The following is a 25,760-nucleotide window of genomic DNA, read 5'->3' as shown; positions in this document are numbered from 1 at the left end:
ATCACGCCCCGAAGTGACTAGGGTGAAATGTCAAATTGTTTCCCCCCAAACTCGACAAGCAAGTGCGTTGCTCGCCTTTGCACCGAGGCAATCAACGATGAACACGCAACGTCGTCCACGCAGATACAACACCAAATCGCTTGCTTTGGAAGCACTCGAGCAGCGTCGACTATTGGCCGTTGGAATATGGCAAGGTGACCTGGTCAGCACGGTGGTCACCCAGCATCCGTCATCAAGAATCAATCTGGCGGAAGGTACGACGCGCATTCACTTTACGGATGTCGCCGCGGGGAACGGCGCAATCGATGAAGCCATGCAGCCCGGGACGGTCACCGACACGGACCCCAACGTGCGCCAGCCCTGCACAACAGGTGCAACGGGCGTCACTCGCACCGGAACAGTCACTGCCAACAACGTAACTGGACACGATGAAGTGTTCGCTGATGAATATGGCTACGTAGGCCAATTCAGTGGCCGCTTCAATTCAGCGATGACCGAGATCACTGGCACTTGGTCAGGCGACTACGGGTACGAAGCTTGCGACTACTACAACCCGACAACCGGGCAATATGAAGAGCAGATTGATCCGCTGACAAACACCACTTTGATTCAGTATGGCCAGTCCTCTGGGACATGGATTTCGAAAGGTCGATTCATTGGTGACGTCGAAGTCAAATCGCTGATCGAATCGAGCGGCCTTGTGACTGCAACGGTAATTGTTCAAGAAACAGATCTGTTGCGTCCAGTTGATGTTGCTGCCTATTGGGTCGACGATTCGGGCCAAAGAATCTCGGAACTTCTTCGCTGGCAGGTCCAAACGTTGGGAGAGACGGAGACTGTTCTCAACGCGTTATCGGCCCCCTATGACCGCCCCTATGCTGCTGCATCGATTCTAGTGGTTGCAGACGATGGCGACATTCACGTCGAATCCGATGAAATGAACAACGAGGCCTCGTTAAGTGTGGCACCAGAAATTGCGGCAACATCACTCGATCTCATTGCTTCCAACCAGACCGTCGCGATCAACATGGTGGCGTTCAATTTGCTAATCCAAGATTCTGTCTCAGTGCGTCTGAACTGGGGAGATCAAACCGGGGGATATCTAGAAACCGCCGCCATCAAACAGGTAAACCCGATCGCTTCAGATCTCGTTCCTATCGAGTTTGACTACGACGAGCTACTACTGAATCGCCCCGCCGGTGCAGCCCAGCTGTCGGTAAAAGTCGATGTAAACAATGACTACAAAGAGTCCAATGAATCCAATAACTTTCAAAAACTGAACGTAACGGCATTTTTGGGATTGAACGAATTGCAACTTGATGCGAGCGGCAATGGATTGGAACATCGGTTCACAGCAGTCAATTTCATCCATTCCGAAACGATTCGCGTCGACTACCAGTGGAGAAACGCCAATGGAGATATCGTTGGCACTGCGTTGACAAAAGACGTTCCGATCGAAGGAAACGGCGAAATTGACGCTTTCATCTTCGCGAGCGAGCTAGGAACTCCGCGACCTACAAACGCTGTTTCAATCGCTGCCGTACTGGATGCTGATAATCATTACTTCGAAATGGATGAGTCGGATAATCAATCCAGTGAGCTTCCGGCCAACGTGACCGCGTCATCTTTGCTTCTTTCGGACCAAGCTGATGTTGCGACGTTGACGCTTCAAGCGAGCAACGTGTTTTCAAACGAAATCATTGACATTGAACTCCACTGGGCCGACGAACAGGGGAACCTGTTGGCGGTCGCGGATTCAGCGACGTGGTCACCAACAGGAAATTTGGCATCCGAGATTACTTTTCAAACCGCTGGTTTTTCTGAAAATCGTCCCCAAACTGCAACCCATTTGATCGCGACTGCTGACCCGCAGCAGAGGTTTGCAGAGACTGACGAGGACGATAACAATACCGCCCTCGACATCAGGCCTTCACTCAACGCGTTGTCGCTGACGTACGACAGGGACGCTGGCAACTTTTTGCTGCAATACAACACCGACGGTCTGCTTGCAGGCGAAGAACTGCTGATCCAACTCTATTGGCGTAACGATAGCGGCAGTTCGCGACAAACTGCGTTCACTCGCTCGGTTGTGCCGGATAACGATTCAGTCAACTTCGAACGATTTCAATACTCAAAAATACGGTACCAAAGACCGTCATGGGCAGTAGAACTCGTAGCGGTTCTTGATTCTGACTCGCGGTTCGTGGAAATCGAAGAGTCAGACAACACCGCAAGTGCTGACCTGCCCCGTCGTGGCGACTCGGCGGCAGACCTCGTTGGAGTCCTGCCGAATGATGGAGCACCGATTAGCGGACCAAGCGGCGACGTTGTCTATCTTGAATGGCTGATTGAGAATGCCGGGGGCACTCAAGCAACAGCATCAACCCACCGGGTCTATTGGTCCAGCGACGCACAGCTTGATGCAACCGACATCGAATTGGACAGTTTTGAAACCACTGCGATCGAGCCCTTTGAATCGCATTCACAAGTGAACGCGAGAATAGTCGTGCCAGACGGAATTGCCGACGGACCGTTTTTCCTGCTGCTTGATGTTGACGCAAACAACGAGGTCACCGAGTCGGACGAAGGCAACAATCTGATGGCTGTGCGTTTCGACGTGACTGCTTTATCAGCCTGGACGAACCAATCAAATCCCTACGACGTAAACGAAGACGCTCAGGTAACAGCGTTGGATGCGTTGAACATCATCAACGAGCTTTCACTGCGTCGATTCATTGACCCAACATCTGGTCATGTCCAATTTAGAATTACTCCCGCGTTTTCGTATGACGTCAACGGAGACTTCCAAATCACAGCCCTCGACGCGTTGCAAGTCATCAATCGCTTAGGTCGAACCGCGACAGAGAGTGAACTGCAAAACGGACCAGGGCGAAAAAATCATCTGCTGACGACTTCACTTGAAGCGTCGCGAGCCGATGATTTGTTTCATGACGAAGACGAGTTGGAATTGCTGTTTGAGGACACGATTGGCATCCGCTTTTAGCAGGTCGCGAGTCTGTAGCCGGCAGAATTTCACGTTGCAACAAGCGGCAATTTTCTGACACAGCTAGTCAGTCTAGGGATTTCAGTACATTCCGCAGCGGATGGACGACTTGCTCAAGCGACTCGGCGTACAAGCGTTTACCTTTTGCGGTCAGTCGATATTGCACCAGCGTTCTGTTCTTTTCGTTGTTCACGGGCTCAATCAGCCGAAACGTTTTTTCGAGACGACTAACTTGTCGGTTGTGCGACGCAGGTTCACACGAAAATGCACCACGTGTTAGCTTGGAAATTTCCCCCGCGATCTGTTCTCGTGACGCCGATCCGTTTCGATCGACCACCGAAACAATCAGAAATGGATAGAAAACCGACATCGCTTCTTGGCTAAACCTGTCCAGCAAAACATCAACGGTAGGTTCAGTCGCCATCCAAATTCTCCGACAGCAACGTGTCATGCCATTTCAATTCACACTCTCGTTGAAGAGTGCAGAGTGAGCTAAGCGCCAGAAAGAAAACGACTAAGAAACTGCACGACCTTATTTGACGAATGGATTGTTCGTCGCAGGCTTCAACCACATCCCATCACCTGTGGAATCGCTGGTCGCTTCGACCGTTGCTTGGGTAAACGGGATTCGAGTCGGTCGAGCTAGACGGCTTGGCTTTGCCACCGCTGTCCTCACAGGCGCGGTGCTGGCAATGGCATCCCGAGTCGACGTTGCCTCCACATTCTCGGCGATGACTTGCAATTCAATTCGCGCAGGGCTATCGCTTGATCGAACCGTGATTGGCAGCTTCACGACTTCCTGTTCTTGGCGGGCGATTTGCTGAACCGGTGGCAACAGCAACGTCTTAGATTCAGTCGGCCGAATCATTGGCTTCTGAAGCGGTTCCGGAGTCGCCAAAGTCAGTTCGCCTGGATCCATCGCCAAGGACTTTTCCAAGATCGGATCAACTGCTGTAGCAATCTTCGCAGACGCGTACGAAGGCACTGAATCGGATGATCGCGAGGTGTGCTCGCCGAAGTTCATTTCGTAGGAAGGATTGGAAACGGAGTCCTGGTTCGCAGAACCAAACCAAAAAACATCGCCATTGTTCGCAAGCTGTTTCGATGCGTCGCGTGCAGCTGGCTGACGCGCAACTGATTCACGTTCGACCGAATACTCTGCGACAGCACCGCGTCCTGCCGATTCAATGCCCGGTGAGTTGTATCCGAACTCGTTGCCCCTTGTCGCCGTCCCGTATCCGACCGCATCACAGCCATTAGAGTCGCAACGTACCGAGTCACAGCCTGCCGAATCACACAGAGTCGTAGCACAACCGACCGAATTGCACTCGACGATCTGGCCTGCGTCAAATCGATCATAAAAGGTCGGGTAACGGTCCGACCGATTGGCTCCGTGCGCATGAGCGTTACCTCGAGACGTCTGGTCACCGAAGGTGGCGGAATAGGACCGGGGCGGCAGGTCGCTGCAAATACCGACGCCGGAACTCTTGCAGGCATGATATCCATCGCCCCATCCGATTCCGGACCAGCGTCCGGCTCGTTCAATCGGATGATATTCCTCTGCGTTCGCATCGAGGCAGATCGCAGAAGCCATCGAGATCCCTAAGCCGAAGCCGATCGTAGCCAAACTGGCCACACGGGACCGAAGCATCCGGGGAGCCGAACGGACTTCGGTGCAGCAAAGGTCTTTCGTTTCGATCGCACTCATGTTTTTTTCGCTTCGTCTATTCGTTTCGATACTTGCAACCGGGCATCTGAAACAATCGGCACATCACTCGCTACTGTCCCGGCTACCCGGCCGGCGCCAGCACGATTGTTTCAATCGGCCTCGGATCAAGCCGGTCGTTCCGAATGTGACGATTCACAGGGGGGCCTGCAGCACCGCCTTTTGAGGAACTTGAAGAGAATCAAAAAAACCAACGTCAGTTTCACGATCCGAAAGCTACGGTTTTGTACGGACGGAATCGGGACCAACGGCAACGACGGCCCTGCTTCACAAATTCGCAGACATTTACTTAACAGCAGACAAGCAATGTACGAACGCTCAAGAATCCTTGTAGATCCAAAAGTTCAATGGACGATTGCCGGACGATTGGCCGGCCACTGGACGATGTTTCTGGTCTGTTTGGTTGCAATTAGCACCCTGGTCCGCGTGATCTTCACCGCTGGTGATCAACCACTTTTGGATTCCGCTTGGTCGTCGCTGAAGGCTCAGACGCCAATTATCCTTGTGATGTTGATGCTGTTGCCCGTCTTCCTGCGTGACTCGCTGAAACTGAGCAACCGATTTGCCGGCCCGATGTACCGCCTACGCACCGCCTTGCGATCACTGGCCCAGAACAAAGAAACTGGCCCGATCAAGTTCCGCACCGGCGATTTTTGGTTGGAAGCCGCCGACGACTTCAACATCGTTCTGGCTCAATTGGAAGAGCTGAAGAGCGAAAATACAGAACTGAAACGTAAAATCGAAGAATCTGCTAGCGTTTTCGGCGTGTAAGTAGCGGTCTAAATTGCGGTTCGAGTCGACGCGCGGGTCCGCCTGATTCAGGTTGACCACTGGGCTTCGCGACGATTTGGTGGCGAGTTTCATCTGGTCAACGGGGGAATTTTCCCTATAATGAGTGCAGCGTTGTATTTCAGCGTCCCACCATTCTTCCCCACCAAAACCGCTGGCGTCGTGCCTTCGAACCTGTCGTCTCACAGCATCTTCCTTACAGAAGTTGACTGACCGACATCGAATCGGTGCAGCCACTCACCACAAGGCTCCGCCGCTGTGATCGATTTTCGAATCGTTTCGCTTGCCGCATTGATCGTGGCATTTTTGTCACACGATCAAACAACGGTCGCGGAAACGAATGACTGGAAAACTGTCGGTTGGCCATTGCTGCAGAAATACTGCATCGACTGCCACAACGCGGACAACGCCGAAGCCGAATGGGATCTTTCCAGCTTCGAGAATTTCGACGACGTCGACGGCGGTGCCAACTCGATGCAACGGGTTCTGGAAATGGTGCGTTTTGGCGCCATGCCACCGGAAGACTCGGACCTGCCCACCGACCAGGAACGTAAAGCTCTGGTCAAGTCGCTGGACGAAACGATGTTTGCGGTTTCCTGTGATCTGCGTCCACGTCCCGGAAAGGTGACTGCACGGCGACTCAATCGAACCGAATACAACAATACAATTCGCGATTTGTTTGGTATGGATTTGCGTCCCGCCGATCAATTTCCATCCGACGAAACCGGTGCTGGTTTTGACAACAACGGCGACGTGATGTCGATGTCTCCGTTGATGATCGAGAAGTACCTTACGGCGGCCGAGCAAGTTGCGGCGGCGGTGATTGTGGACCCCGAAACGATCGCAAAACTTGACGAAGACCGCCCCAGCGACCAACTGCTTAGTCACGGCGACTTGAAGGTCGGCAGTTTCTTTGGCCGATTCATGAAGCCCGACAGTTTTGTTTGGGCAAACTTTGATGTGAAAATGCCAGGCGAATACTTGCTGAAATTTCGCGGCGGCGTTTCAGAAAAGAAATCCGGAGACAGAATTGCAGCTGTCTTCGACGATGCCGGCAAGCTCGTCGGTACGATGAAGCTCGGCTACTTCGGCGGCGGCGGTGGAGCCAGCAGCGGGCAAATCAAAGTAAACCTTGCCGCCGGGCGTCGGCGATTGATGATCTGTTATTTCGATAAAGATGAACCGCTTCAAATCGGCAAGACCTATCGAAAAGACTTCGACTCGCTTGACCCGGACTGGGTCAAGTCGACCACGGACGCACTAAAGACACCGCGAAAACCTGATCGCGACATCGACTTGGGCGAGTATTCGGTCATGTTTCGAAGCATGAGCTTGACTGGTCCGGCCAAGTTACCCGACGAAGCCTTTCCGCCAACGCAAAAGATGATTGTTCGCAAAGTCGCGCCGCGCCGTGGCAGCAGTTGGTATGACGTTGATGAATCTGCGGAAGAATGTTTGCGACCGCTGATGCGACGCGCTTTCCGCGGGCCGGTATCAGACGAAGAAGTGGCAAGGTATGCGGACTTGGCGCTGGAGGCGAAGGAGCGGGGTGAAAGCTATTACCGCGGCTTGCAAATTTCGGTCGCCGCCGTGCTGGTGTCTCCCCGTTTTCTTTTCCGAGTCGAAACACCCGACGAAGATGAACTCGCAAAACAGAACAACGCATCCGATCCGGTGGCACTAACCCAGCACCAATTGGCAACGCGACTTTCGTATTTTTTGTGGAGCAGCATGCCGGATGAAACGCTGCTAGATCTGGCTGATCGCGGGAAGCTGACGCCAAAGGAAATCCCGAAACAAATCGAAAGGATGTTGAAAGATCCAAAATCAAATTCGCTGGCGTCCGAGTTCGCGTCACAGTGGTTGGGCGTGCGAAAATTAGCCGAACACGAAGCCGACACGACTCAGTTCAAGACGTTTGGACCTGCGCTCAAGGCGGCAATGGCCAAAGAAACCGAACTGGTCTTTGACCATGTCCTGCGAATGAATCGTCCAGCCAGTGAATTGCTGACCGCAGACTATTCTTACTTAAACGCGGACTTGGCAAAACATTATGCGATGCCGAAAGAGATTGTTTCGAAGCTGAAGAACGATAAGTTCGAAAAAGTCTCTCTCGACGGAATGCCACGGCGAGGTGTCCTGTCGCACGCCAGTGTTTTGACACTGACGAGCAACCCAAACCGAACTTCACCAGTCGGCCGAGGAAAGTGGATTCTGGAAAACGTACTCGGCACGCCTCCGCCGGAACCACCGCCCGGTGTTCCACAGATTGATGAAGCAAAAACGTCTTCCGCAGGTCTAAGTTTTCGCGAGCAACTCGAACAACACCGATCTGATCCGTCGTGTGCGTCATGCCACCGGGTGATGGATCAGTTGGGATTTGGGCTCGAAGAATTCGATGCCGTCGGGCGTTTCCGTACGACCGATGGCGGTAAGCCGATCGATGCGAGCGGCGAAATGCCAGGTCGACGCAATTTCAATGGAGCGGTCGAACTAAGCAAATTGTTGGGCTCGACGGAGTCCGAGTCGTTCGCAAGGACAGCGACTTCGCGATTGCTAACGTTTGCATTGGGACGCGAATTGACGCCTTCGGATCGCTGCACGATTGATGCGATCATCGAAAAGACCGCTAAGAACGATTTTAGATTTGGCGACTTGATCTTTGAAACGATCCTCAGCCCGCCGTTCCAGTACTATGACTGGATCGAACCAGGTAACGAGACCACCACGTCCGCGCATTCGAATTCAAACACGAACCTTGAAACGGAATTGAACTGAAATGAATGATCCAACGACTAACAATGCCGGTTCGATGTCGGGTGCAAAGCTCAGCCGCCGGACGCTACTGCGTGGTACGGGAATGGCCTTGGGTTTGCCAATGCTGGAATCCATGACGCCGATGGCCAAAAGCGCGTTTGCTGCAGGCGAAACCAAATCGCCTAAACGCATGGCGATGATCTTCTTTCCAAACGGGGCGATCATGCCCGATTGGAAACCGACCGGAACCGAAAACGACTGGCAACTCTCGCGGACACTCAAACCGCTGGAGTCGTTGAAGTCAAAGATCAACGTGATCACGAACTTGGCTCACGAAAATGGACGTGCGAACGGCGATGGTGCAGGCGATCACGCACGCGGCGGGTCCACTTTTCTGACAGCTGCTCGGCCGGTTAAGACCAGCGGCAACATCCGGCTTGGCATATCGGTAGACCAAGTCGCGGCAACTCATCTGGCCAACCAAACTCGGTTGCCGTCGATTGAACTTGGATTGGAAACCAATCGCGGCGGCGGAAGCTGCGACTCAGGCTACAGCTGTGCCTACTCGTCAAACATTTCTTGGCGCAACGAAACTCAGCCGATGCCAAAAGAGATTACGCCGCGGTTGGCATTCGAGCGAATGTTCAGCAAGGGAAACGCCAACGAGAATCGCAAACGCAATGTCGAGCGTCAAAGCATTCTGGACGTGGTGCGAGTCGATGCTGAGCGACTAATGAAGAAAGTCGGACAGTCGGACAAACGCAAACTAGACGAGTATTTCACAAGCGTTCGAGAAATCGAAACGCGGATTGTGCGTGCCGAAGAAGATGACCAGAAGGCGATGCCCGATTTGAAGGTTCCCTTTGGCCGCGTCGAAGCGTTCCGCGAACACGCTCGGTTGATGTACGACTTGATGGCACTCGGTTTCCAAACCGACACGACACGTGTGGCAACTTTGATGCTGGATAACGCAGGCGGTAGTCGGCGGTACACCGAAATTGGTGTCAAAGAAGGACACCATCAAATGAGCCATCACCGTAACAGTGAAGACTTGGTCGAGAACCTTCGCAACGTTGATCGCTACTTGGTCGAACAGTTTGCGTATTTCTTGAACAAACTGGATTCGATTTCCGATCCTAGCGGCGGTACTTTGTTGGACCAATCCATGGTGCTTTACGGCAGCGGAATCAGTGACGGAAATCGCCATGATCACGGCGACTTACCCATTGTTTTGGCGGGTGGTGGTGGCGGAAGTTTCAAAACTGGCCGGTTCATCCAGCCGAAATCTGAACGCCCGATGGGCAATCTGTTCCTTTCGATGCTGGACGGAATGGGCACGCCGGCTGAGTCGATCGGTGACAGTAGTGGACGTTTAACGGAACTTGCGTAAGTCCTAAACGGGGCCATTCGAGTCATTCTGGCCCCAAATCCGCTGAATCATCAGTTCATATTTCTGTAAACGGCCTAATCGACTACGCTTCTGTCTGTGCGTTTTCGATCACCTGTTCTACGATCTCGGCTAGTCATGATTCAACGGATTCTCGTCACCGGCGGCGCCGGCTTCCTCGGTTCGTACCTTTGTGAACGATTGGTTAACGAAGGGCACGACGTCATTTGTCTGGATAATTTCTTTACCAGCCAAAAATCGAACGTCGTTCACCTGTTGGATCGTCCGAATTTCGAACTGATTCGCCACGACGTGACACTGCCGATCTTCCTAGAGGTCGACCAGATCTACAACATGGCCTGTCCCGCCGCCCCGGGCCACTACCAATACAACCCCATTAAAACGATCAAGACTAGCGTCCTGGGGTCGATCAACATGTTGGGCGTTGCAAAACGTTGCGGGGCTAGAATTTTGCAGGCTAGCACAAGCGAAGTCTATGGCGACCCCGAAGTGCACCCACAAGTTGAAAGCTATCGCGGCAGTGTCAATCCAATCGGCCCTCGCGCCTGTTACGACGAAGGCAAGCGGGTCGCCGAAACGTTGTTCATGGACTATCACCGCAGCAACAAAGTAGACGTTCGAATTGTACGGATCTTCAACACCTACGGCCCACGAATGCATCCGTACGATGGCCGAGTCGTGTCGAACTTCATTCGCCAAGCGATGGCGGGCACAGACATCACCATTTTCGGCGATGGATCCCAAACTCGATCGTTCTGCTATCGCGACGATCTTTGCAACGCGATCATGTCGATGATGAACGTCGATGATTTTGTGGGGCCTGTGAACATCGGTAACCCGGTTGAATTCACGATTCGCGAACTTGCCGAGCAAGTGATCGCACTGTCAGGTTCAAAGAGCAAATTAGTGACCCGTCCATTACCGGCCGACGACCCGACTCGCCGCCGACCGGACATTTCACTAGCCAAAGAGAAACTTGGCTGGGAACCTAAGATTCCGCTAGCCGAAGGACTTCAAAAGACAATCGACTGGTTCAATTCAATCGATCTTGGCGACTATCGCCCACCAACGCCCAACTATTCGTAGCCCGCTGAACCGATCATTGTTAGTTGAGAGGAAGAAATCGTCATGGAGCGACGCTTCGTTCTTGCCGCCGCAATCGCGGTGGTCTGTGGATTCGTTGGGTGTTCATCAGCGCGTTACGTATTCAAAGATCCGGATGTCGGCGTTGTTGCGATGCCCTCGAACAGCGAACGAAACCGTGAAAAAGCGGTCGAGTTGATGAACGAGCATTTCCCGGGTGGATACGTGATCGATCGAGAGGAAGAAACCGTCATCGGGCTGGTCACTCACGAGCACATTCAAAACAACGCATCTGCTCATGACGGTAATCGTGGCGACGCCCAGATCCATACCGCTCATGCGACCGCAACGACGACCGACAAAACCGAGTACCGAATCACCTATCGTCGCAAGTGATTGCGTGTATTCGGCGGCAGCTTAAATTTCGGTCAGCGGTTGCGTTCTCTTGAAACGTTAAGCTTCGCCCCAACGTTTCATCAGCGAATTGTCGACGTCGATCTGATCGAGGATTCGCGATACAACGAAGTCGACCAGACTGTCGAGCGATTCGACGCCGTGGTACCACCCCGGCATTGCGGGCAACACGACCGCGCCTGCCTGCGCGATACGGTGCATGTTTTCGAGCTGCAGAACGCTCATTGGTGTCTCGCGAGGAACGATCACCAGTTTGCGATGCTCTTTCAAATGGACTTCGGCAGCTCGCTGGACCAAATTTGATGCCGCAGCGCGTGCGATTCCCGAAAGTGTGCTGCCACTGCACGGACAAATTACCATCGCTTGTGTTCGGAACGAACCGCTTGCGATCGGGGTCATGAAGTCATCGTGCTGATGATAACGAACTCGACCAGCAAACACTTTTGCCGCGTATTCCGCGTTCGACTTGATCGCGTCGGATGTCGTCCATGACGGCACGTACCCAAACAGGCTGGCTAGATCGGGTCGCCTAACGTCCAACGCCAATCCAAGTTCCTGCTTGATCACCGCTGCCCCACTAAGACTGATCGTCAGATGGATTTCATGATCGGTCCGACACAGCAACTGGACCAAACGTGCAGCGTAAATCGCGCCACTCGCGCCCGTGATCGCAACCACGATCGGCAGTCGAGATTCGCTCACGATTGGATCCCTGGCGTTTGGATCCCTGGCGCTGGCAACTCACCCGGCTTGGTACCTTCGTAAATGGTCGCGACACCAAACGTCAACGGTTTGAACTTCACGTCGATCAACCCGGCGGCCGTCATTCGATCGGCCAGCGCTTGCCCGTCCGGAAACTGCCCAACCGACTCGGGCAAGTACTCATACGCCGACTTGTCGTTACGCGCGAACCACTGGCCAATTCGCGGCAGCACGTTGCGAAAGTAGAAACCGTAGGCCTGTTTCAATCCGATCGTCCGCGGCGTCGAAAACTCCAAAACCATCACTTGGCCACCCGGCAAGCAAACACGTGCCATTTCTTGCAGTCCCTTGTCTGTATCCGCCACGTTTCGCAATCCGAACGCAACCGTCACACACTGGAATGTATCGTCAGAGAACGGCAACGATTGGGAATCGGCTTCTAGGAAATCAATTCGGGACGAGGACTTGGCTGGGTTTCGTTTTTCTCTCGCGATTTCCAGCATCGCATGGCAAAAGTCACTGCCGACGACTTCAACCGACGGATCCGCTTTTGCGGAAATCGCAATTGCCAAATCACCCGTTCCCGTACAAGTATCCAGAATCGGGTGGCCGGGCACCATGCGAAGGCGTTTGACGGCCTGGGCACGCCAATACTTGTCAATATTTAACGACAGAACGTGGTTCATCTTGTCGTAGCGCGGCGCGATCTGGCGAAACATCTCCCGCACCCTTGGATTGCTCTTGTCGACGGCCTCGGTCGATTCTTTTGTCTCAGAAGCTTGGGCGGCAGTTGCGGTCATGAATGTCTCTTTCCAGCTCTTTCGTGTCAGCGGCAATCACCCGGTCGTCAATGTTTCAGGCGATTAACCGCATCTTACCCGTCTTCGTAACACGCCCGAAGCACCCATGAACCCGTGGCCCAACAAATACGCCCCATGCGGCGGACGCGGCCTGGGTACACGGCTTGGATACGGTCTGGAATTGGGTGCGAATGGCCCCCCAAACGCTCGGCGACAAGATCGCCACAAAAGCGTACCATTAGCGCATGAAAACGATTCTCTTCGACATCGACGGCACCCTGTTGGTCACTCACAGTGGCGGCGCGGCGACATTGCGACAGGCTATGTATCACGGATTCGGGATCGAGTCGCCGAATATTGGCATTCAATTTGGTGGCCGAACGGATCGATCGATTTTGACCGAACTACTTCTGTTGAACGGATTGGTCGACAACCAATCCAACCGTGATCGGCTACGTGCTCACTATGTTCGTCTGTTTCCGGAAACGCTCAACCAGGTTGGCGGAGAATTAATGCCCGGTGTCCTTCCGCTGATGAAGGAGGTCGCCAGCGATCAGTCGCTGCGTCCCTATGTGATGACGGGTAATTTTCATGAGACCGGACAACACAAGTTGCAGCATTTTGAACTGAGCGGTTTCTTTCGCGGCATTTTCGGCGGTGACCACGATTCCTGTCGCAACGAACTCGCCAAACGCACGGCCACGGAACTGGTATCCCGTTACGGATCCGCAGCCGCCGACGATTTGATCGTGGTTGGCGACACGGTCGCCGATATTCGATGCGGACATGCGATCGGAGCGAAAGTCATCGCGGTTTGCACCGGCGGGCAGACGCGAGAACAACTGGAAAGCGAATCACCGCTAACCGTTCAAGATGATTTGACTAACTTGCCCGAAATCATGCGTTGGCTGACTCAGTAACGAACAGATCGCAAGACGAGCATCCTGGATTGCAAATTTCTCTGACCGGCGAAGTACCGACCTGATGATTCTGCACATCGACATGGATGCGTTCTACGCCGCGATTGAGCAACGAGACCGGCCTGAACTGCGTGGTCGCCCGGTCGTGGTGGGCGGTTCGACTGGACGAGGCGTCGTCGCCGCAGCCAGCTACGAAGCACGCCGGTTTGGAATTCACAGCGCGATGCCAGGCCGACGGGCCGCCCAGCTTTGTCCCGAGGCGGTTTTTGTCAAAAGCCGAATCGAACACTATGCCGAAGTTGGTCGGCAAGTTCGTGCCATCTTCTGCCGCTACACGCCACTGGTTCAACCTCTATCACTCGACGAAGCATTCTTGGATGTGACAGGCAGCGAGCGATTGTTCGGTCCCGCAGCAACGATTGGCCGACGTATCAAAGACGAGATTCGGAAGGAACTCGATCTGACGGCCAGCGTGGGCGTAGCGCCGCTCAAATTCGTTGCGAAGATCGCCAGCGACGTGAACAAGCCCGACGGGTTTGTCGAAGTCGCTGCTGCCGACGTGATTCGGTTCTTGGATCCGCTGCCGGTGTCTCGTTTTTGGGGCGTCGGTCGAGTAGGCGAAGAACGTCTGCATCGAATGGGGCTGCGAACGATCGGCGAAGTGCGTGTTCGCAAACTCGACGATTTACAGCGTTCACTGGGCTCTTGGGGCGAACACCTTTGGAAACTTGCCAACGGGATCGACGAGCGACGAGTTGTCCCAGACCGCAGCGCAAAACAAATCAGTCACGAACGAACTTTCGCCGACGATATGACAGACGAAACGATGCTGAGAGCCGTGGTCAGCTACTTGGTCGAACAAGTCACGCGGCGTCTGCGACGGCACGGACGGCAAGCCAAGAATGTTTCGATTAAGTATCGCCGCGATGACTTTCAAACATTTGCCAAGTCCACCACTCTGAAAACGTCGACTCATTCGACCGCCGAAATCTACCGAGTGGCCGAATCGATGCTCGTCGAGATGCGAAAGCGAGAACCGCGTCCTGTCCGATTGATTGGCGTTTCCGTCGGTTCACTGAGCGGAAAAAACGCTCCTCAGCAATTATCGTTGTTCGATCAATCCGAGGGCGAAACGAACCAGCGAGAGGTCGATAAGATCGTCGATCAACTGCGAGACAAAATCGGCGAACAAGCCGTCTACCGAGCGACCAGCCATCAATGGATTCACCGGAAATAGCGTATCTAACGCAAATGCTGGCGTTATTGTCCGGAAAAGTCGACGCGGCGTTTGCGGCGACCGCGACCGATCATGGCATATGTCCATTCGCTTTGCAGCAGTTCGTCGCTATCGGCGAATTCGCGTATCAGCCAACCGCGGCGAGCGGCAGGTGAACTTGCCGGGGGCGACTTGCGACGCCGGGCAATGTTGTCGTCATCGACTAATCGCAAATCCGGTCGCGTTGCAATGAACTGAACGTAATATCCGTCCGGGGACAGTTCGTGATAGCGCAGGTCGATTTTCTTTTTGGCGGCCCAGGGCTTGTCATCGCCAAGCTGGTCCATCAACCATCGCTTTGTCATCCAGTCCACGCGCCCGAGTCCCATTTCGATGTCGTGAAAGTCTTTGCGAAACGCCGTGACGGAATCAAGCAATTCACGCCATCGGTAAACCACCAGCGGCGCTTCGCCTCGCATGTTCGCGGGCGTCGCATCGACAAAGGCTTCGGCGGCATGCAGAAACTCGCGTTGAATCTCGATCGCTGACATTTCACCGCGATTGGTCGGAACACGTGAAACGAGATTCCAATCGCTCGCAATCCGCTTGAGCGATTCGATGGGTCGATTTAGTACCGGCAATCCAGTCGTCTCACCCGCCTCCAGCATATCTAGCACCAGGGATACGGATCCGACTTTGACATACTCGGCCAAGTCCGACATGTTCGAATCGGACAATCCAATCTGCAGTCGCTGGCGACGGTTAAACATCTGACGAGTCGAGCCAAGCGACAGGAACGACTTGGCACAGTATTGCCCCAGCCAATGACCGTAAACAAAGATCGGTCGCTCGCCGCGGAAACCGCCCATGTCGGCGACAGCGTCAATTGCCATCGCTTTCGCGCTCAAGCAAAACCGGCTGTCGGGATCTAAATTGCCAGAACCGCAAATCGCGACGCGCGACACCAACATGGCCGACAGGTAACGACGTTGAACGCGGAAGGCGACATGCCGGGCCACGAATCGCAAAACCATCACCGTTGGAAGATGCACAAGCCGCAGCCCGCCGACCAGCAATGTCGAAATCCAGGTTGGCACTAATTCAAAAATGTCATGCGGTTCGTTTTCTTCATGCGACGATTCTTGCCGCGACAAAATCCTCGAAATACTGACCGCCGAAAACGTAAGCATCATTAGCGGCAACGAACACATCAGGCTGATCACCTGCATGCCCCACATCAACAGCACAAACGCGCGGTAGACGACCAACCCGATTCCCGATGCGACTTCTGCTTCATAATTTTCGTGGCAGCCATAAACATGGCCAAGCGCATCGGAACTGTTCTTCAAGATTCGCAAGTCGAAACTCGTTTCCGAATCCGCCGTCGCGTCACTGGCTAGCTCGTCGATCGATCGCTGACAAGCCAACAAGTCATCGGGGCTCTGAACCTCAGGCGTCGCGATTTCGACCAATCCACCGGGCAACGCATACATCGACGGATGCGACTCGAACGTGACCGCACCGCCGCTTGCCAAGAACATCTGCTCGCTATCGAAAAGTCCCGACACTGTTGGCTGATCGCGGCGGATCGCTTCGCAGATTTGCGAGTACACCAACTGAGACGGTGGCAGATCGGCCTGAGTCAGATTCTGGTTATCGGCGACCAATGTAGCGTATTCGGTTTCCAGCCCGACTAAACGCGTAACCAGAGGAGAATTGCGACGCAACCGCACCTTTGGCGCACGCTTCACCCTTTCCTCTTTTTCAGGTCCGGCAGTAGGGTCGGGATAGGACGCGGCAGAGGACAAGCGATCTTGGGGGCGGCAGGATTAAAGGAACCGACGGAAGGCTAGATCATTGTAGCCGTCCGAACGGATTCGAGAAGTTTCATTCGGGCGTGATTCGCAGTCTGTCAGTTGAATGTTTGGCAATCTCAAACGCAAAACCCAGAACCTCCGGCTCCGCGTCCTAGTTTCCGTCGTCCTCACAAACCAACCTTTCTAAACCAAACAATCACACCCCAAGTTTCGGTTCAGATGCCTCTTTCCACTAGGATTCCGCCATCCAAATCGTGAATCGCAGCCAAACTCTCTCCCCATCTGCCTATCTCCCCCATCCCGGGCACACTCTGCCAACGGCATCCAGGGCGACGAAGCCCGAGCCAACCGTGGCCAGGCCAGCTGCCGCCCGAAGCCACCTTCCGAGGAACTATTTTCGAGGCTTTCAAGTCTGTCCGGCAGACGCATTCCAACAATCCGGTCCTTTTCGATATGATCTGGCCTTTCCACGGCCACTGAAACGACAAAACGAATCTGTCATTGACGATGAAAACTGACGAACTGCGCCAAAAGTACCTCGACTTCTTCCAAACCAAGGGTTGTACCGTCTGCCCCAGCGACGTCTTGGTACCCGCTTGGGATCCGTCGGTGCTGTTCACGCCTGCGGGCATGAATCAGTTCAAAGATCACTTCCTTGGCAAAGTTGAGTTGGATTTCACCAGAGCGACCACCTGCCAAAAGTGCTTGCGAACCGGCGACATCGACAACGTTGGACGGACGGCGTTCCACCACACGTTCTTCGAAATGCTGGGTAACTTTTCGTTCGGTGATTACTTCAAAGAAGAGTCGATTCACTGGGCATGGGAATTTCTGACTGACAAAAAATGGCTCGGCATCCCCGGCGACCGTCTGTCAGTGACAGTCTACAAAGACGACGACGAAGCACACGGAATCTGGCACAACAAGATCGGGTTGCCCGATGCCCGGATCGCGCGGATGGACGAAGACGAAAACTTCTGGCCAGCTTCCGCGCCGAGCGAAGGCCCGGACGGAGTCTGCGGTCCGTGCAGCGAAATCTATTACCACCTTGAAGACGGCAGCGAAGTCGAAATCTGGAATCTGGTCTTCACGCAATTCAACCGTTCCGGCAATCCGCCCGACAACTTGCGTCCCTTGCCCAGCAAGAACATCGACACAGGGATGGGGCTAGAACGGACCGCCAGCGTGCTGCAGGGCGTGCCGACAAACTTTCATATCGACAGTCTGTTCCCGATCGTGCAAGCAGCCGCGGAGGTTTGCGGAGTCAAGTACGAGTACAACAACGACAATAGCCGACGGCTGCGCCGGATCACCGACCATGCCCGTGCCAGTGTGTTTTCAATTCACGAAAACGTTTACCCCGGTGCCAAAGACGCTCGGTATGTCATCCGCCGGTTGATCCGCCGCGCGGTGTTGGACGGATATCAGATGAACTTGCGCGAGCCGTTCTTATACAAACTGGTCGAAGCGGTCGCCGAAACTCACAAGACCCCGTATCCGGAACTTGGTCAAACCACGGCGCGAGTCGCCGAAGCGATCGAGGCTGAGGAAAAAGCGTTCTTTGCAACGATCGATGGCGGCATGACCCGCATCGAACGTCTGTTCAAACAAATGCAATCAGATTCGCAAAGCATGGTGCCAGGCGCCGATGCTGCGGATCTGCAAACGACGTACGGTGTGCCGCCTGAATTGGTACAAACCCTTGCAGCGGAGCAGAACTACACGTTCGATTGGAAAGGCTACCGCACGGCAATGGATGAACACGCCACCGTCAGCGGCGGCGACCAACAAGTCCTGTTCCAAACCGGGCCACTGGAAACACTCAAAGAAGCCCTGCGAGTGACGCCCTTCGTTGGCTATGACGCTACCGAAGCAGAATCGACGATCAAGGGAATCATCACGGGCGAAGGTGGCAAAGACGACGACGGCCAGCTAATGGGACACATTGACTCGCCAGGCAAAACACCGCTGCGAGTTGTCCTGGACCAGTCGCCGTTCTATGCCGAATCGGGCGGCCAAATCGGCGACACCGGCGTGATCGAAAACGATGATTTTTCATTCAAAGTTGCCGACACGCAGAAGCACGGCGCCCTGATCGTTCATCACGGCGTCTTAACACGGGGATCGATGAAGCAAGATGCAAAGTGCGAGGCTAAAGTCGATACGGAACGCCGCCAATCATTGGCCCGCGCGCACTCGGCCACTCACATTCTGCACCACGCGCTTCACAACCATATTGGCCGACATGCCGAACAACAGGGCAGCAAAGTCGAAGCCGACCGGTTGCGATTCGACTTTACAAATCCCAAAGCGATCCCGGACGAGACACTCGTTCTGATCGAGAAGGAAGTGTTGGAATTTGTTGCCAAAGGCGAACCGATTCGCTGGGACACGGTTTCGCTGGCCGATGCTCGCCAAGCGAACGCAATGATGTTGTTCGGCGAAAAATATCCGGATCCATGCCGTATGGTTTCGATGGGTGAGTTCAGTCGTGAATTGTGCGCGGGCACGCACCTGACGAACACAGCCGATGTTGAAGCCTTCGAAGTCGTTGTCGAAGAAAGCGTGTCAACGGGCACTCGCCGGATCGAAGCGTTAACGGGCCAGCGGGCTAAGCAGCATCGCACTCAAACTCGTGAATTGCTGTCTCAGGTCGCGACTGCACTTGCTTGCACCGAAGCCGATGCGATGATGGCTGCCGACGCGTTGATCAAAGAAGTTCGAGCAATGAAGAAGGGCCTGACCACTGGCAAGGCGACCAATCATTCGCCCACCTTCAAGTACGACGGAAAGGGCGAAAAGACGGACACATCCGACTACAACTCGATTCGAACGGCCGTGCGAACGATCACTCGTTGGCTAAACGTTTCGATTGATGACGTTCCCGAACGTTTGTCCGCTATGTTGGCCGAACGAACTCGACTGGTCGGCGAACTGAAACAAGTCAGCGCTAGCAGCGAAATTTCGGCTGACGACTTGATCGCAGGTGGCGAAAGTGTGGGCGACACACTCGTTATCGTGGCAGAAGTCCCCGGCGCCAATCCAAACATCATGCGTGGATTGATTGACCAGATTCGCAAAACAGCGAACAAACCAACCGCGATATTGTTGGCTGCCGTTACGGGCAGCAAAGTTTTATTGGTTGGCGGACTGAGTCGAGACTTAGTTGATCGTAAGTTGAAGGCGGGTGACTGGGTTGGCGCAGCGGCGGCGATCGTCGGCGGCGGCGGTGGTGGACGTCCCGATATGGCGCAAGCCGGCGGCAGCGACCCCAGTAAGTTGCCGACCGCCTTGGATACCGCAAAATCGTCAATGCGAACCATGCTTGGTCAGTAGATCTGCTAGGGCAACACGCCAACGGATCGCCGAGCAAAGGATGACATGCTTTGCTCGGCAGGTTTACTTGCCGAACACTTCGACAAACATTGGCTCAAGATCTGCAATCCGATACGGCTTCTTTAGATAGCCGCGCAAGCCGAGATCGTTCAGACGTTGCAATTCAGACGCGACGAAGGGATGACCCGATATCAAGATGACTGGCAATGTCGGCGAGATTTTCATGAGTGCTTCAAAACATTCGATCCCATTCATCACCGGCATCGAAACGTCCATCAGCACGGCGTCGATTTCCGTGGGCGTATTCTTGACGATTTCAATCGCCTCGTCACCATTGTCCGCGATCCGAACGCAATAGCCAATTACCGTCACCAAATGTGATGTAGCTCGGCATACCAGCGGGTCATCATCGACCACCAAGATCGTTTCGGGCTTTGATGGTTCTTCGCTCTCAGTTGGCTGTCTCAACGATCGTCTCCAAAGAACAGAACTTCAAATCGCCATAAAAATTTGAAATCAACTTCGTTCGATTCGCGTTCGTACTGCCAACGTCAACCTGCGTGGGCAAGAACTCGAAGCCCTAAACGCGTCATTCTGGGATCTGAAAAGGCGTGAACCAGTCCGTTTGTGAACCGCGAGATTGTAGCTTGACCATCACCATTTCCCAAGCCTTCGCGTCACGCCGTCAAGCCGACCAAGTTACCGCACAGTGTCGTGACAGATCCGATCAGTTCACTCCTAGGCGGAACGGATTCTGGCAGTGAACAATCGGGCATTGCAACCGTTACCAACCGACTAACCGGGCCCTGCAAGATCCTGATTTACGGACTCGGTTCCACGTGGTGCTTTAAACACAATCGCGACAAGCTGCGCATTCGTCGCAATTTGTTGATTTTTGGTCACCAAACCGGTACGCTCGAGCATTCGTTGCACTTAGCCGGAACTAGGTTGAGAGGAAACTTTCGACGGCCTTTCCATCCGCTTACCTCATTCCCGCCGACGTTGACGCTGCCTTGAGCACATCATCTGAGACCACCGAAACGTCGAAAAGTCGGCAAGATCAAACGGTTGCCGGATCCAGCGTGATTTATGATCGCGTTGCGGCGATGGCCAATGCTGCGGCAGACCGGACTGATTTTTACAAACGACTTGCCGCTGAGATCGTTGAAAGTCTGCAGTGTGGGCTCGTCGCAATCGAAGCCGCTCATTGGCCAGCACCGATGATGCTGGTCAAAGATGAATCGTTATCTAAACGAGTCACTCGGTCCGATTTGAAAGGACTTTTGTCGACCGCGACCGTCGCGCCCGTCGCCTGCAACCTCTCGCTCGATTTGGATTCCGATTCCCCAAGCGAAAGCGACGTGGCAAGAGGGCTAAGAATCGAGATCGTACCGTCACCTGATCGGGCGGCGCTGATTCTGTTGTATCCCATCGAAAGTCGTCCTTCGGCGATGACGCAAATTGGTGATCTTCGATTGCTGCAGTCGTACGGCGAAGCCACTCGATCCGTTGTGCGAACCTTTCCTCAGTTGATCGCGAATCCGTCGGTTGCCGAAAGTACAGATTCTGTGCAAACGCTTGCACCGGCGCCCCATCCCGGCTTGGCGGGACACCGATCGCTACAGTGGCTGCATCGTGACCTTGATCTCGATGCGACGTGCTATCGCATCGCAAACGAGTCGCGGCGATTATTAGACTGTGACCGAACCACGGTATTGGTCTCGCGCGGTAGTCGATTCAAAGTGGCCGCGGTCAGCGGAGTCGCAGTGGTTGACAAACGCGGCAACGCCATTCGATCGGCCGAGCGAATGGTGAATGCTGCCGTCGTCATGTCGCGCCCGCTTGTATTGCCAGGTTCCGATCCATTGCCTCCGCAAATCCAGGATCCGTTAGAGACATATTTGGACGAAACCGGAGTCAACTCCGCGATCGTTTTGCCACTGTATTGGTTCGGCCAATCAAGTGAAAATGATGAAACCGAAGTCACTTCGTTTGATCCGCTCAGTGGCGACGGAGACTGTATCGGTGTGATCGTCCTAGAGTATTTTTCGGGCGAAGTTCCGACATCGATCAATTTGCCGATGACGGTGGTGGCAACCGAGGCAACCCTTGCGCTGCGAAACTCACGCGAACACAGTCGTGTATTCGGGCTTTCCCTATGGAAGTCCGTCGGCGGACTGGTCGGCGATGGCCGCTGGCCTTGGGTTGTCGCTGGATTGACCGCAATCGTCGCGTTGCTAGTCGCATCGATGGTGATTCAGATCGACCATCACGTAATCGCGAAAGGGACCGCCGAACCATCGCTACGGCGTGATGTCTTTGCGACGATCGATGGCACCGTGAAAACGCTGCATGTGACGGATGGACAAACCGTCAAAGCGGGCGACATGCTGTTCGAACTTGAAAACGCGGAATTGGAAAGCCGCGCCGAAGCATTGACCGGCGAAATCCAGACGGCAACGTCGCGACTTGCATCCATCCAATCCGTCCGCCTCAGCAGCGATGCGGATCCGGCTCAGTCTAGCCGAATGGCAATTGAGTTGCGGCAAGTCGAAAGCGAGCTTGCGAATCTGCGCGGTCAACTGGCCATCTTGGAAACCCAGCAAAAGGAACTCTTCATCACCAGCCCCATCGACGGAAATATCGTCGGATGGCAACTGAAGCGTCGACTGTCGGATCGCCCGATCACGCGAGGCAACGTGCTGGTTTCTGTGGTCAATCCGGATGGCCCATGGTCACTGAAAATGCAAATTCCGGATCGTGATGCGGGTGCCGTCATCGACGCCCGCAAGTCAAATCCACACCTACCGATCGAATTTGCAGTCGCAACACTTCCCGAGTCCTCATTCGTTGCCCAACTAGAAGAAATGTCGACGGCGTCACGACTGGACGAAAACGGTCAATACGTGATCGACGCCGGCGGAACCATCGAACTGCAACCCAGCGACACGGATCGTTTCGAAACATTCAACATTGAAACGATGCGCAGCGGAGCCGATATCACCGCTAAAGTCATGTGTGGAAAACGATCGATCCTAAGAAGCTGGTTTGGCGACGTTTTTGACTTTGTACACCGTAACATCCTGTTCTACTTCTAGAGTGATTCCCCACTGACTCTCGTGCATCCGTTCGAAATCCACGGATCAACATCATGATCGATTTCTCTGCCTTCGATTGATTTCATTCCGTGAACAAGCTTCGTCCTATCCCGCCGACCGCACCGCAGGCTGCCGACAGCGGCCGACCTCTGCTTGTGCGCAAACGGTTGGACTTGAAGGTGGTCGAAACGCGGCACAAGCACGATTCTGCGATCGTGGTGAAAGACCCGGTCGCGATGAAGTACCACCGCCTGCGTCCGGACGAGTATTTTGTCCTTGATCGCTTGGACGGCAACACGACCTTGGAACAGATTCGCAGTGACTACGAATCAACCTATGCGCCACAGAAGGTAACGACTGGCGAATTAAACCATTTAGTGTTCCGTCTGCATCAGTCGGGGCTGACCATTTCGGACGTTGCTTTGCAAGGCGATCGATTGCGTGAGCGCAACCGAAAAGAGAAAGCACAGAAGCGAATCGGACACCTTTCAAGTTTGCTGTTCATTCGCTTTCCGGGGGTCGACCCGGCACCGCTGCTGGACCGCTTGTATCCGGCGATGCGACCGATGTTGAACAAGGCCGGCGCTGCGGCGGCAATCGTGTTAGTGCTGTTTGCCGTGGTCGTCTTCGGACTGCACTTTGATGAATTCATGAGACAGTTTCCAGCGATGGGAAGATGGATTCGCTTGGAAGCCGTCTTGATTTTGGCCGCCGTCATTGGCGGAACCAAGGTGATGCACGAATTGGGCCACGCAGTCATGTGCAAGCACTTTGGCGGCGAGTGTCACCAGATCGGCCCAATGCTGTTGGTCTTCACACCGGCACTGTACTGTGACACGTCGGACTCGTGGATGCTGTCCAACCGTTGGCAACGAGCCGCGGTGGGATTGGCGGGCATCGGCACCGAAGTCATCTTGGCGTCAATTGCAACCATCGTTTGGGCATCGACTGCGCCGGGATTGGTTCATTACGTCGCCATGAATGTGATGTTGGTTTGCAGTGTCAGCACAGTATTGTTTAACGCTAACCCACTGCTGCGTTATGACGGATATTTCGTTTTATCGGATCTGGTTGACGTTCCCAACTTGGGCGAAAGATCGCGTCGGTTGTTGTCCGGTTACGCGATGAAAGCGACGATGGGTGTCGACGAGCTGCCAGACGTGATGATCTCGAAGACCGAGTCGTCTTGGTTGATGTTTTACGCAGTCCTTGCGTTCGTCTACCGATGGTCACTCACCTTGGCGATCGTTTGGTTACTGGCAACGCTATTGCGTCCCTACGGCCTTGAATCGCTTGGTTTGCTGTTATGCGTTTTTGCCGTTGGAGGCATGCTGTTCACATTACTCCGTAATCCAATTAATTTTTTTCGTAACCCCGCACGTAGGAAACACATCCGGATGAACCGCTTGATGATTTCGGGTGTCGTTGCCATCGGCTTGATCTGGCTAGCCTTCTACCCATTCCCGTCTGGCGTATCAGCAGAGGCCAGAATCGTTCCTCACCAAGAAAATCCTATCTACGTAACGACAGCCGGGTCGCTTCGATCGCTCGAAAAATGGCCCGGCGATTTGGTCGAGTCGGGCGACGTGATCGCACGACTCGAAAACAGCGACATCGAACTCGCGTTCATCAAGGCCAAGGGAAAGCATGCGACTCAGTTTGCAACCGTCGAATCGATGCATCACGCGTCGATCGACAATCCTGATATCGCCAACGAACTGCCCGCCCAGCAATCATTGCTTATAGATCTGGCCTCCCAACTAGCGACTCACCAAAGTCGGCATGACGGGCTGACCATCAAAGCCACGGCAACCGGCAGATTGATTGCCGCACCAAGACGCCCGGATGACCGAAAGGCGGTGCTTTCCAATCACCTCGTCAGTTGGTCCGGGTATCCGACGGACCCGCAAAACGCAAACTGCTACTTGGAAACCGGCCACGAACTGATGAGCGTACTGCCAGGTGACGGCTGGGATGCGGAAATCGTTCTGCAACAAGACGAAGTGGAGCGAATCTCGCTCGGCGCTGCGGTCAAGTTGGCAATGGAATCGGCACCATCGAAAATTTTCACCGGAACAGTCATCGAAATCGCCCGCACCGAGTGGGAAGAACACCAGAACTCGCAGCGTCGTGACGATGTCGCAGCAGCCAGATCCCAATCCCCCCTTTCCACCTCATACATGGTCCGAATCGAACTGAACCTAACCGACGAAATCCCTGCGCTAACCGGTTCCCTAGCCAACACCCGAATCGAAGCCACAAAAACATCGCTCGCTCGCCGAACTTCTCGCTGGCTAAGCAGCCTTTTGCGATTCCGCTAAATATCGACCGACGATTCACGTCGACCGCCCGCAGATTTTATCTGCGGCAAGCTAGCGACCTAACATTGATCAGCTCCGAAGCCAATCCACCGTCAGCCCGCTCTAACCGAGCGTCGACTAGACAGCATCAGGTATTAGCAGACCCAAAGCCTCTGCGGACGCGGGTGCGAGCAACAATTGTCTATTCGAATACCCTGTCGGGGAACCAAACCCTCGATAGCTTTGATACGATTCTCACCAGCCATTAAAAACGTAGAGCTAATTCGAGCCGCGTTCTTTGCGTCTGACCAGATTCTCGAAGAGCATTAAACGACGGTCGACACAATCGAAGACAAAGTCGTCGCCTTTGATCTTTCGTTTAACCGACAC

General features: G+C 54.1%; 17 protein-coding genes. 11 read left to right on the top strand and 6 right to left on the bottom strand.

Features of this window, described 5'->3' with window-relative positions:
* Positions 1 to 97: 97 nt before the first annotated feature.
* Complete coding sequence (locus Poly59_RS16765) at positions 98 to 3,004, top strand: CARDB domain-containing protein (protein ID WP_186776317.1); 2,907 nt, start codon at positions 98 to 100, stop codon at positions 3,002 to 3,004.
* Positions 3,005 to 3,071: 67 nt separating this feature from the next.
* Here the strand turns inward: Poly59_RS16765 and Poly59_RS16760 are convergent, their stop codons facing one another.
* A complete protein-coding gene (locus Poly59_RS16760) occupies positions 3,072 to 3,428 on the bottom strand; it encodes a hypothetical protein (RefSeq protein WP_146535201.1) in 357 nt (118 codons plus the stop codon).
* A 108-nt stretch (positions 3,429 to 3,536) separates the two neighbouring features.
* Positions 3,537 to 4,712, bottom strand: a complete 1,176-nt coding sequence (locus Poly59_RS16755; protein ID WP_146535200.1) for a hypothetical protein — start codon at positions 4,710 to 4,712, stop codon at positions 3,537 to 3,539.
* Between the two features lie 324 nt (positions 4,713 to 5,036).
* On the opposite strand from Poly59_RS16755, the gene Poly59_RS16750 reads away from it, so the two are divergent.
* The 5 genes from Poly59_RS16750 (at position 5,037) to Poly59_RS16730 (ending at position 11,163) form a co-directional block, all read left to right on the top strand.
* Positions 5,037 to 5,501: a hypothetical protein gene (locus Poly59_RS16750; RefSeq protein ID WP_146535199.1), complete on the top strand. Its 465-nt coding sequence runs from the start codon at positions 5,037 to 5,039 to the stop codon at positions 5,499 to 5,501.
* Positions 5,502 to 5,777: 276 nt separating this feature from the next.
* Complete coding sequence (locus tag Poly59_RS16745; RefSeq protein WP_146535198.1) at positions 5,778 to 8,297, top strand: DUF1592 domain-containing protein; 2,520 nt, start codon at positions 5,778 to 5,780, stop codon at positions 8,295 to 8,297.
* A gap of 1 nt (position 8,298) precedes the next feature.
* Positions 8,299 to 9,666 carry a DUF1552 domain-containing protein gene (locus Poly59_RS16740; protein ID WP_246151712.1) on the top strand — a complete coding sequence of 456 codons (1,368 nt, stop codon included), beginning with the start codon at positions 8,299 to 8,301 and terminating at the stop codon, positions 9,664 to 9,666.
* Between the two features lie 135 nt (positions 9,667 to 9,801).
* Positions 9,802 to 10,770 carry a UDP-glucuronic acid decarboxylase family protein gene (locus tag Poly59_RS16735; RefSeq protein WP_146535197.1) on the top strand — a complete coding sequence of 323 codons (969 nt, stop codon included), beginning with the start codon at positions 9,802 to 9,804 and terminating at the stop codon, positions 10,768 to 10,770.
* Between the two features lie 42 nt (positions 10,771 to 10,812).
* The gene (locus Poly59_RS16730) at positions 10,813 to 11,163 is read left to right on the top strand and encodes a hypothetical protein (RefSeq protein WP_146535196.1); all 351 of its coding nucleotides are present in this window, start codon (positions 10,813 to 10,815) and stop codon (positions 11,161 to 11,163) included.
* A gap of 57 nt (positions 11,164 to 11,220) precedes the next feature.
* Here the strand turns inward: Poly59_RS16730 and Poly59_RS16725 are convergent, their stop codons facing one another.
* Both Poly59_RS16725 and ubiE read right to left on the bottom strand, forming a co-directional pair.
* A complete protein-coding gene (locus tag Poly59_RS16725) occupies positions 11,221 to 11,883 on the bottom strand; it encodes a UbiX family flavin prenyltransferase (protein ID WP_146535195.1) in 663 nt (220 codons plus the stop codon).
* Positions 11,880 to 12,683, bottom strand: coding sequence for a bifunctional demethylmenaquinone methyltransferase/2-methoxy-6-polyprenyl-1,4-benzoquinol methylase UbiE (gene ubiE / locus Poly59_RS16720; protein WP_146535194.1), 804 nt, complete (start codon positions 12,681 to 12,683; stop codon positions 11,880 to 11,882). The genes Poly59_RS16725 and ubiE overlap by 4 nt, the downstream gene beginning before the upstream one ends.
* 245 nt (positions 12,684 to 12,928) lie before the next feature.
* Here ubiE and Poly59_RS16715 point away from each other — a divergent pair, with 245 nt between their 5' ends.
* Together Poly59_RS16715 and Poly59_RS16710 are read left to right on the top strand one after the other, a co-directional pair.
* A complete protein-coding gene (locus tag Poly59_RS16715) occupies positions 12,929 to 13,603 on the top strand; it encodes an HAD family hydrolase (RefSeq protein ID WP_146535193.1) in 675 nt (224 codons plus the stop codon).
* Between the two features lie 61 nt (positions 13,604 to 13,664).
* The gene (locus Poly59_RS16710) at positions 13,665 to 14,840 is read left to right on the top strand and encodes a DNA polymerase IV (protein WP_261343504.1); all 1,176 of its coding nucleotides are present in this window, start codon (positions 13,665 to 13,667) and stop codon (positions 14,838 to 14,840) included.
* 23 nt (positions 14,841 to 14,863) lie between these two features.
* Here the strand turns inward: Poly59_RS16710 and Poly59_RS16705 are convergent, their stop codons facing one another.
* Positions 14,864 to 16,570, bottom strand: coding sequence for a proteasome accessory factor PafA2 family protein (locus Poly59_RS16705; protein WP_186776316.1), 1,707 nt, complete (start codon positions 16,568 to 16,570; stop codon positions 14,864 to 14,866).
* 573 nt (positions 16,571 to 17,143) lie between these two features.
* On the opposite strand from Poly59_RS16705, the gene alaS reads away from it, so the two are divergent.
* Positions 17,144 to 19,972, top strand: a complete 2,829-nt coding sequence (gene alaS, locus Poly59_RS16700) for an alanine--tRNA ligase (protein WP_146535190.1) — start codon at positions 17,144 to 17,146, stop codon at positions 19,970 to 19,972.
* Positions 19,973 to 20,035: 63 nt separating this feature from the next.
* Here alaS and Poly59_RS16695 read toward each other — a convergent pair whose 3' ends face one another.
* Positions 20,036 to 20,440: a response regulator gene (locus Poly59_RS16695; RefSeq protein ID WP_146535189.1), complete on the bottom strand. Its 405-nt coding sequence runs from the start codon at positions 20,438 to 20,440 to the stop codon at positions 20,036 to 20,038.
* Positions 20,441 to 20,985: 545 nt separating this feature from the next.
* Here Poly59_RS16695 and Poly59_RS16690 point away from each other — a divergent pair.
* Both Poly59_RS16690 and Poly59_RS16685 read left to right on the top strand, forming a co-directional pair.
* Positions 20,986 to 23,070: an efflux RND transporter periplasmic adaptor subunit gene (locus Poly59_RS16690; RefSeq protein WP_146535188.1), complete on the top strand. Its 2,085-nt coding sequence runs from the start codon at positions 20,986 to 20,988 to the stop codon at positions 23,068 to 23,070.
* An 89-nt stretch (positions 23,071 to 23,159) separates the two neighbouring features.
* Positions 23,160 to 25,391 carry a peptidase M50 gene (locus Poly59_RS16685; protein ID WP_146535187.1) on the top strand — a complete coding sequence of 744 codons (2,232 nt, stop codon included), beginning with the start codon at positions 23,160 to 23,162 and terminating at the stop codon, positions 25,389 to 25,391.
* Positions 25,392 to 25,760 lie beyond the last annotated feature (369 nt).

It is taken from the genome of Rubripirellula reticaptiva (assembly GCF_007860175.1).
In the GTDB taxonomy this organism is placed as follows: domain Bacteria; phylum Planctomycetota; class Planctomycetia; order Pirellulales; family Pirellulaceae; genus Rubripirellula; species Rubripirellula reticaptiva.
This window is presented reverse-complemented; position numbering and strand designations above follow the sequence as displayed.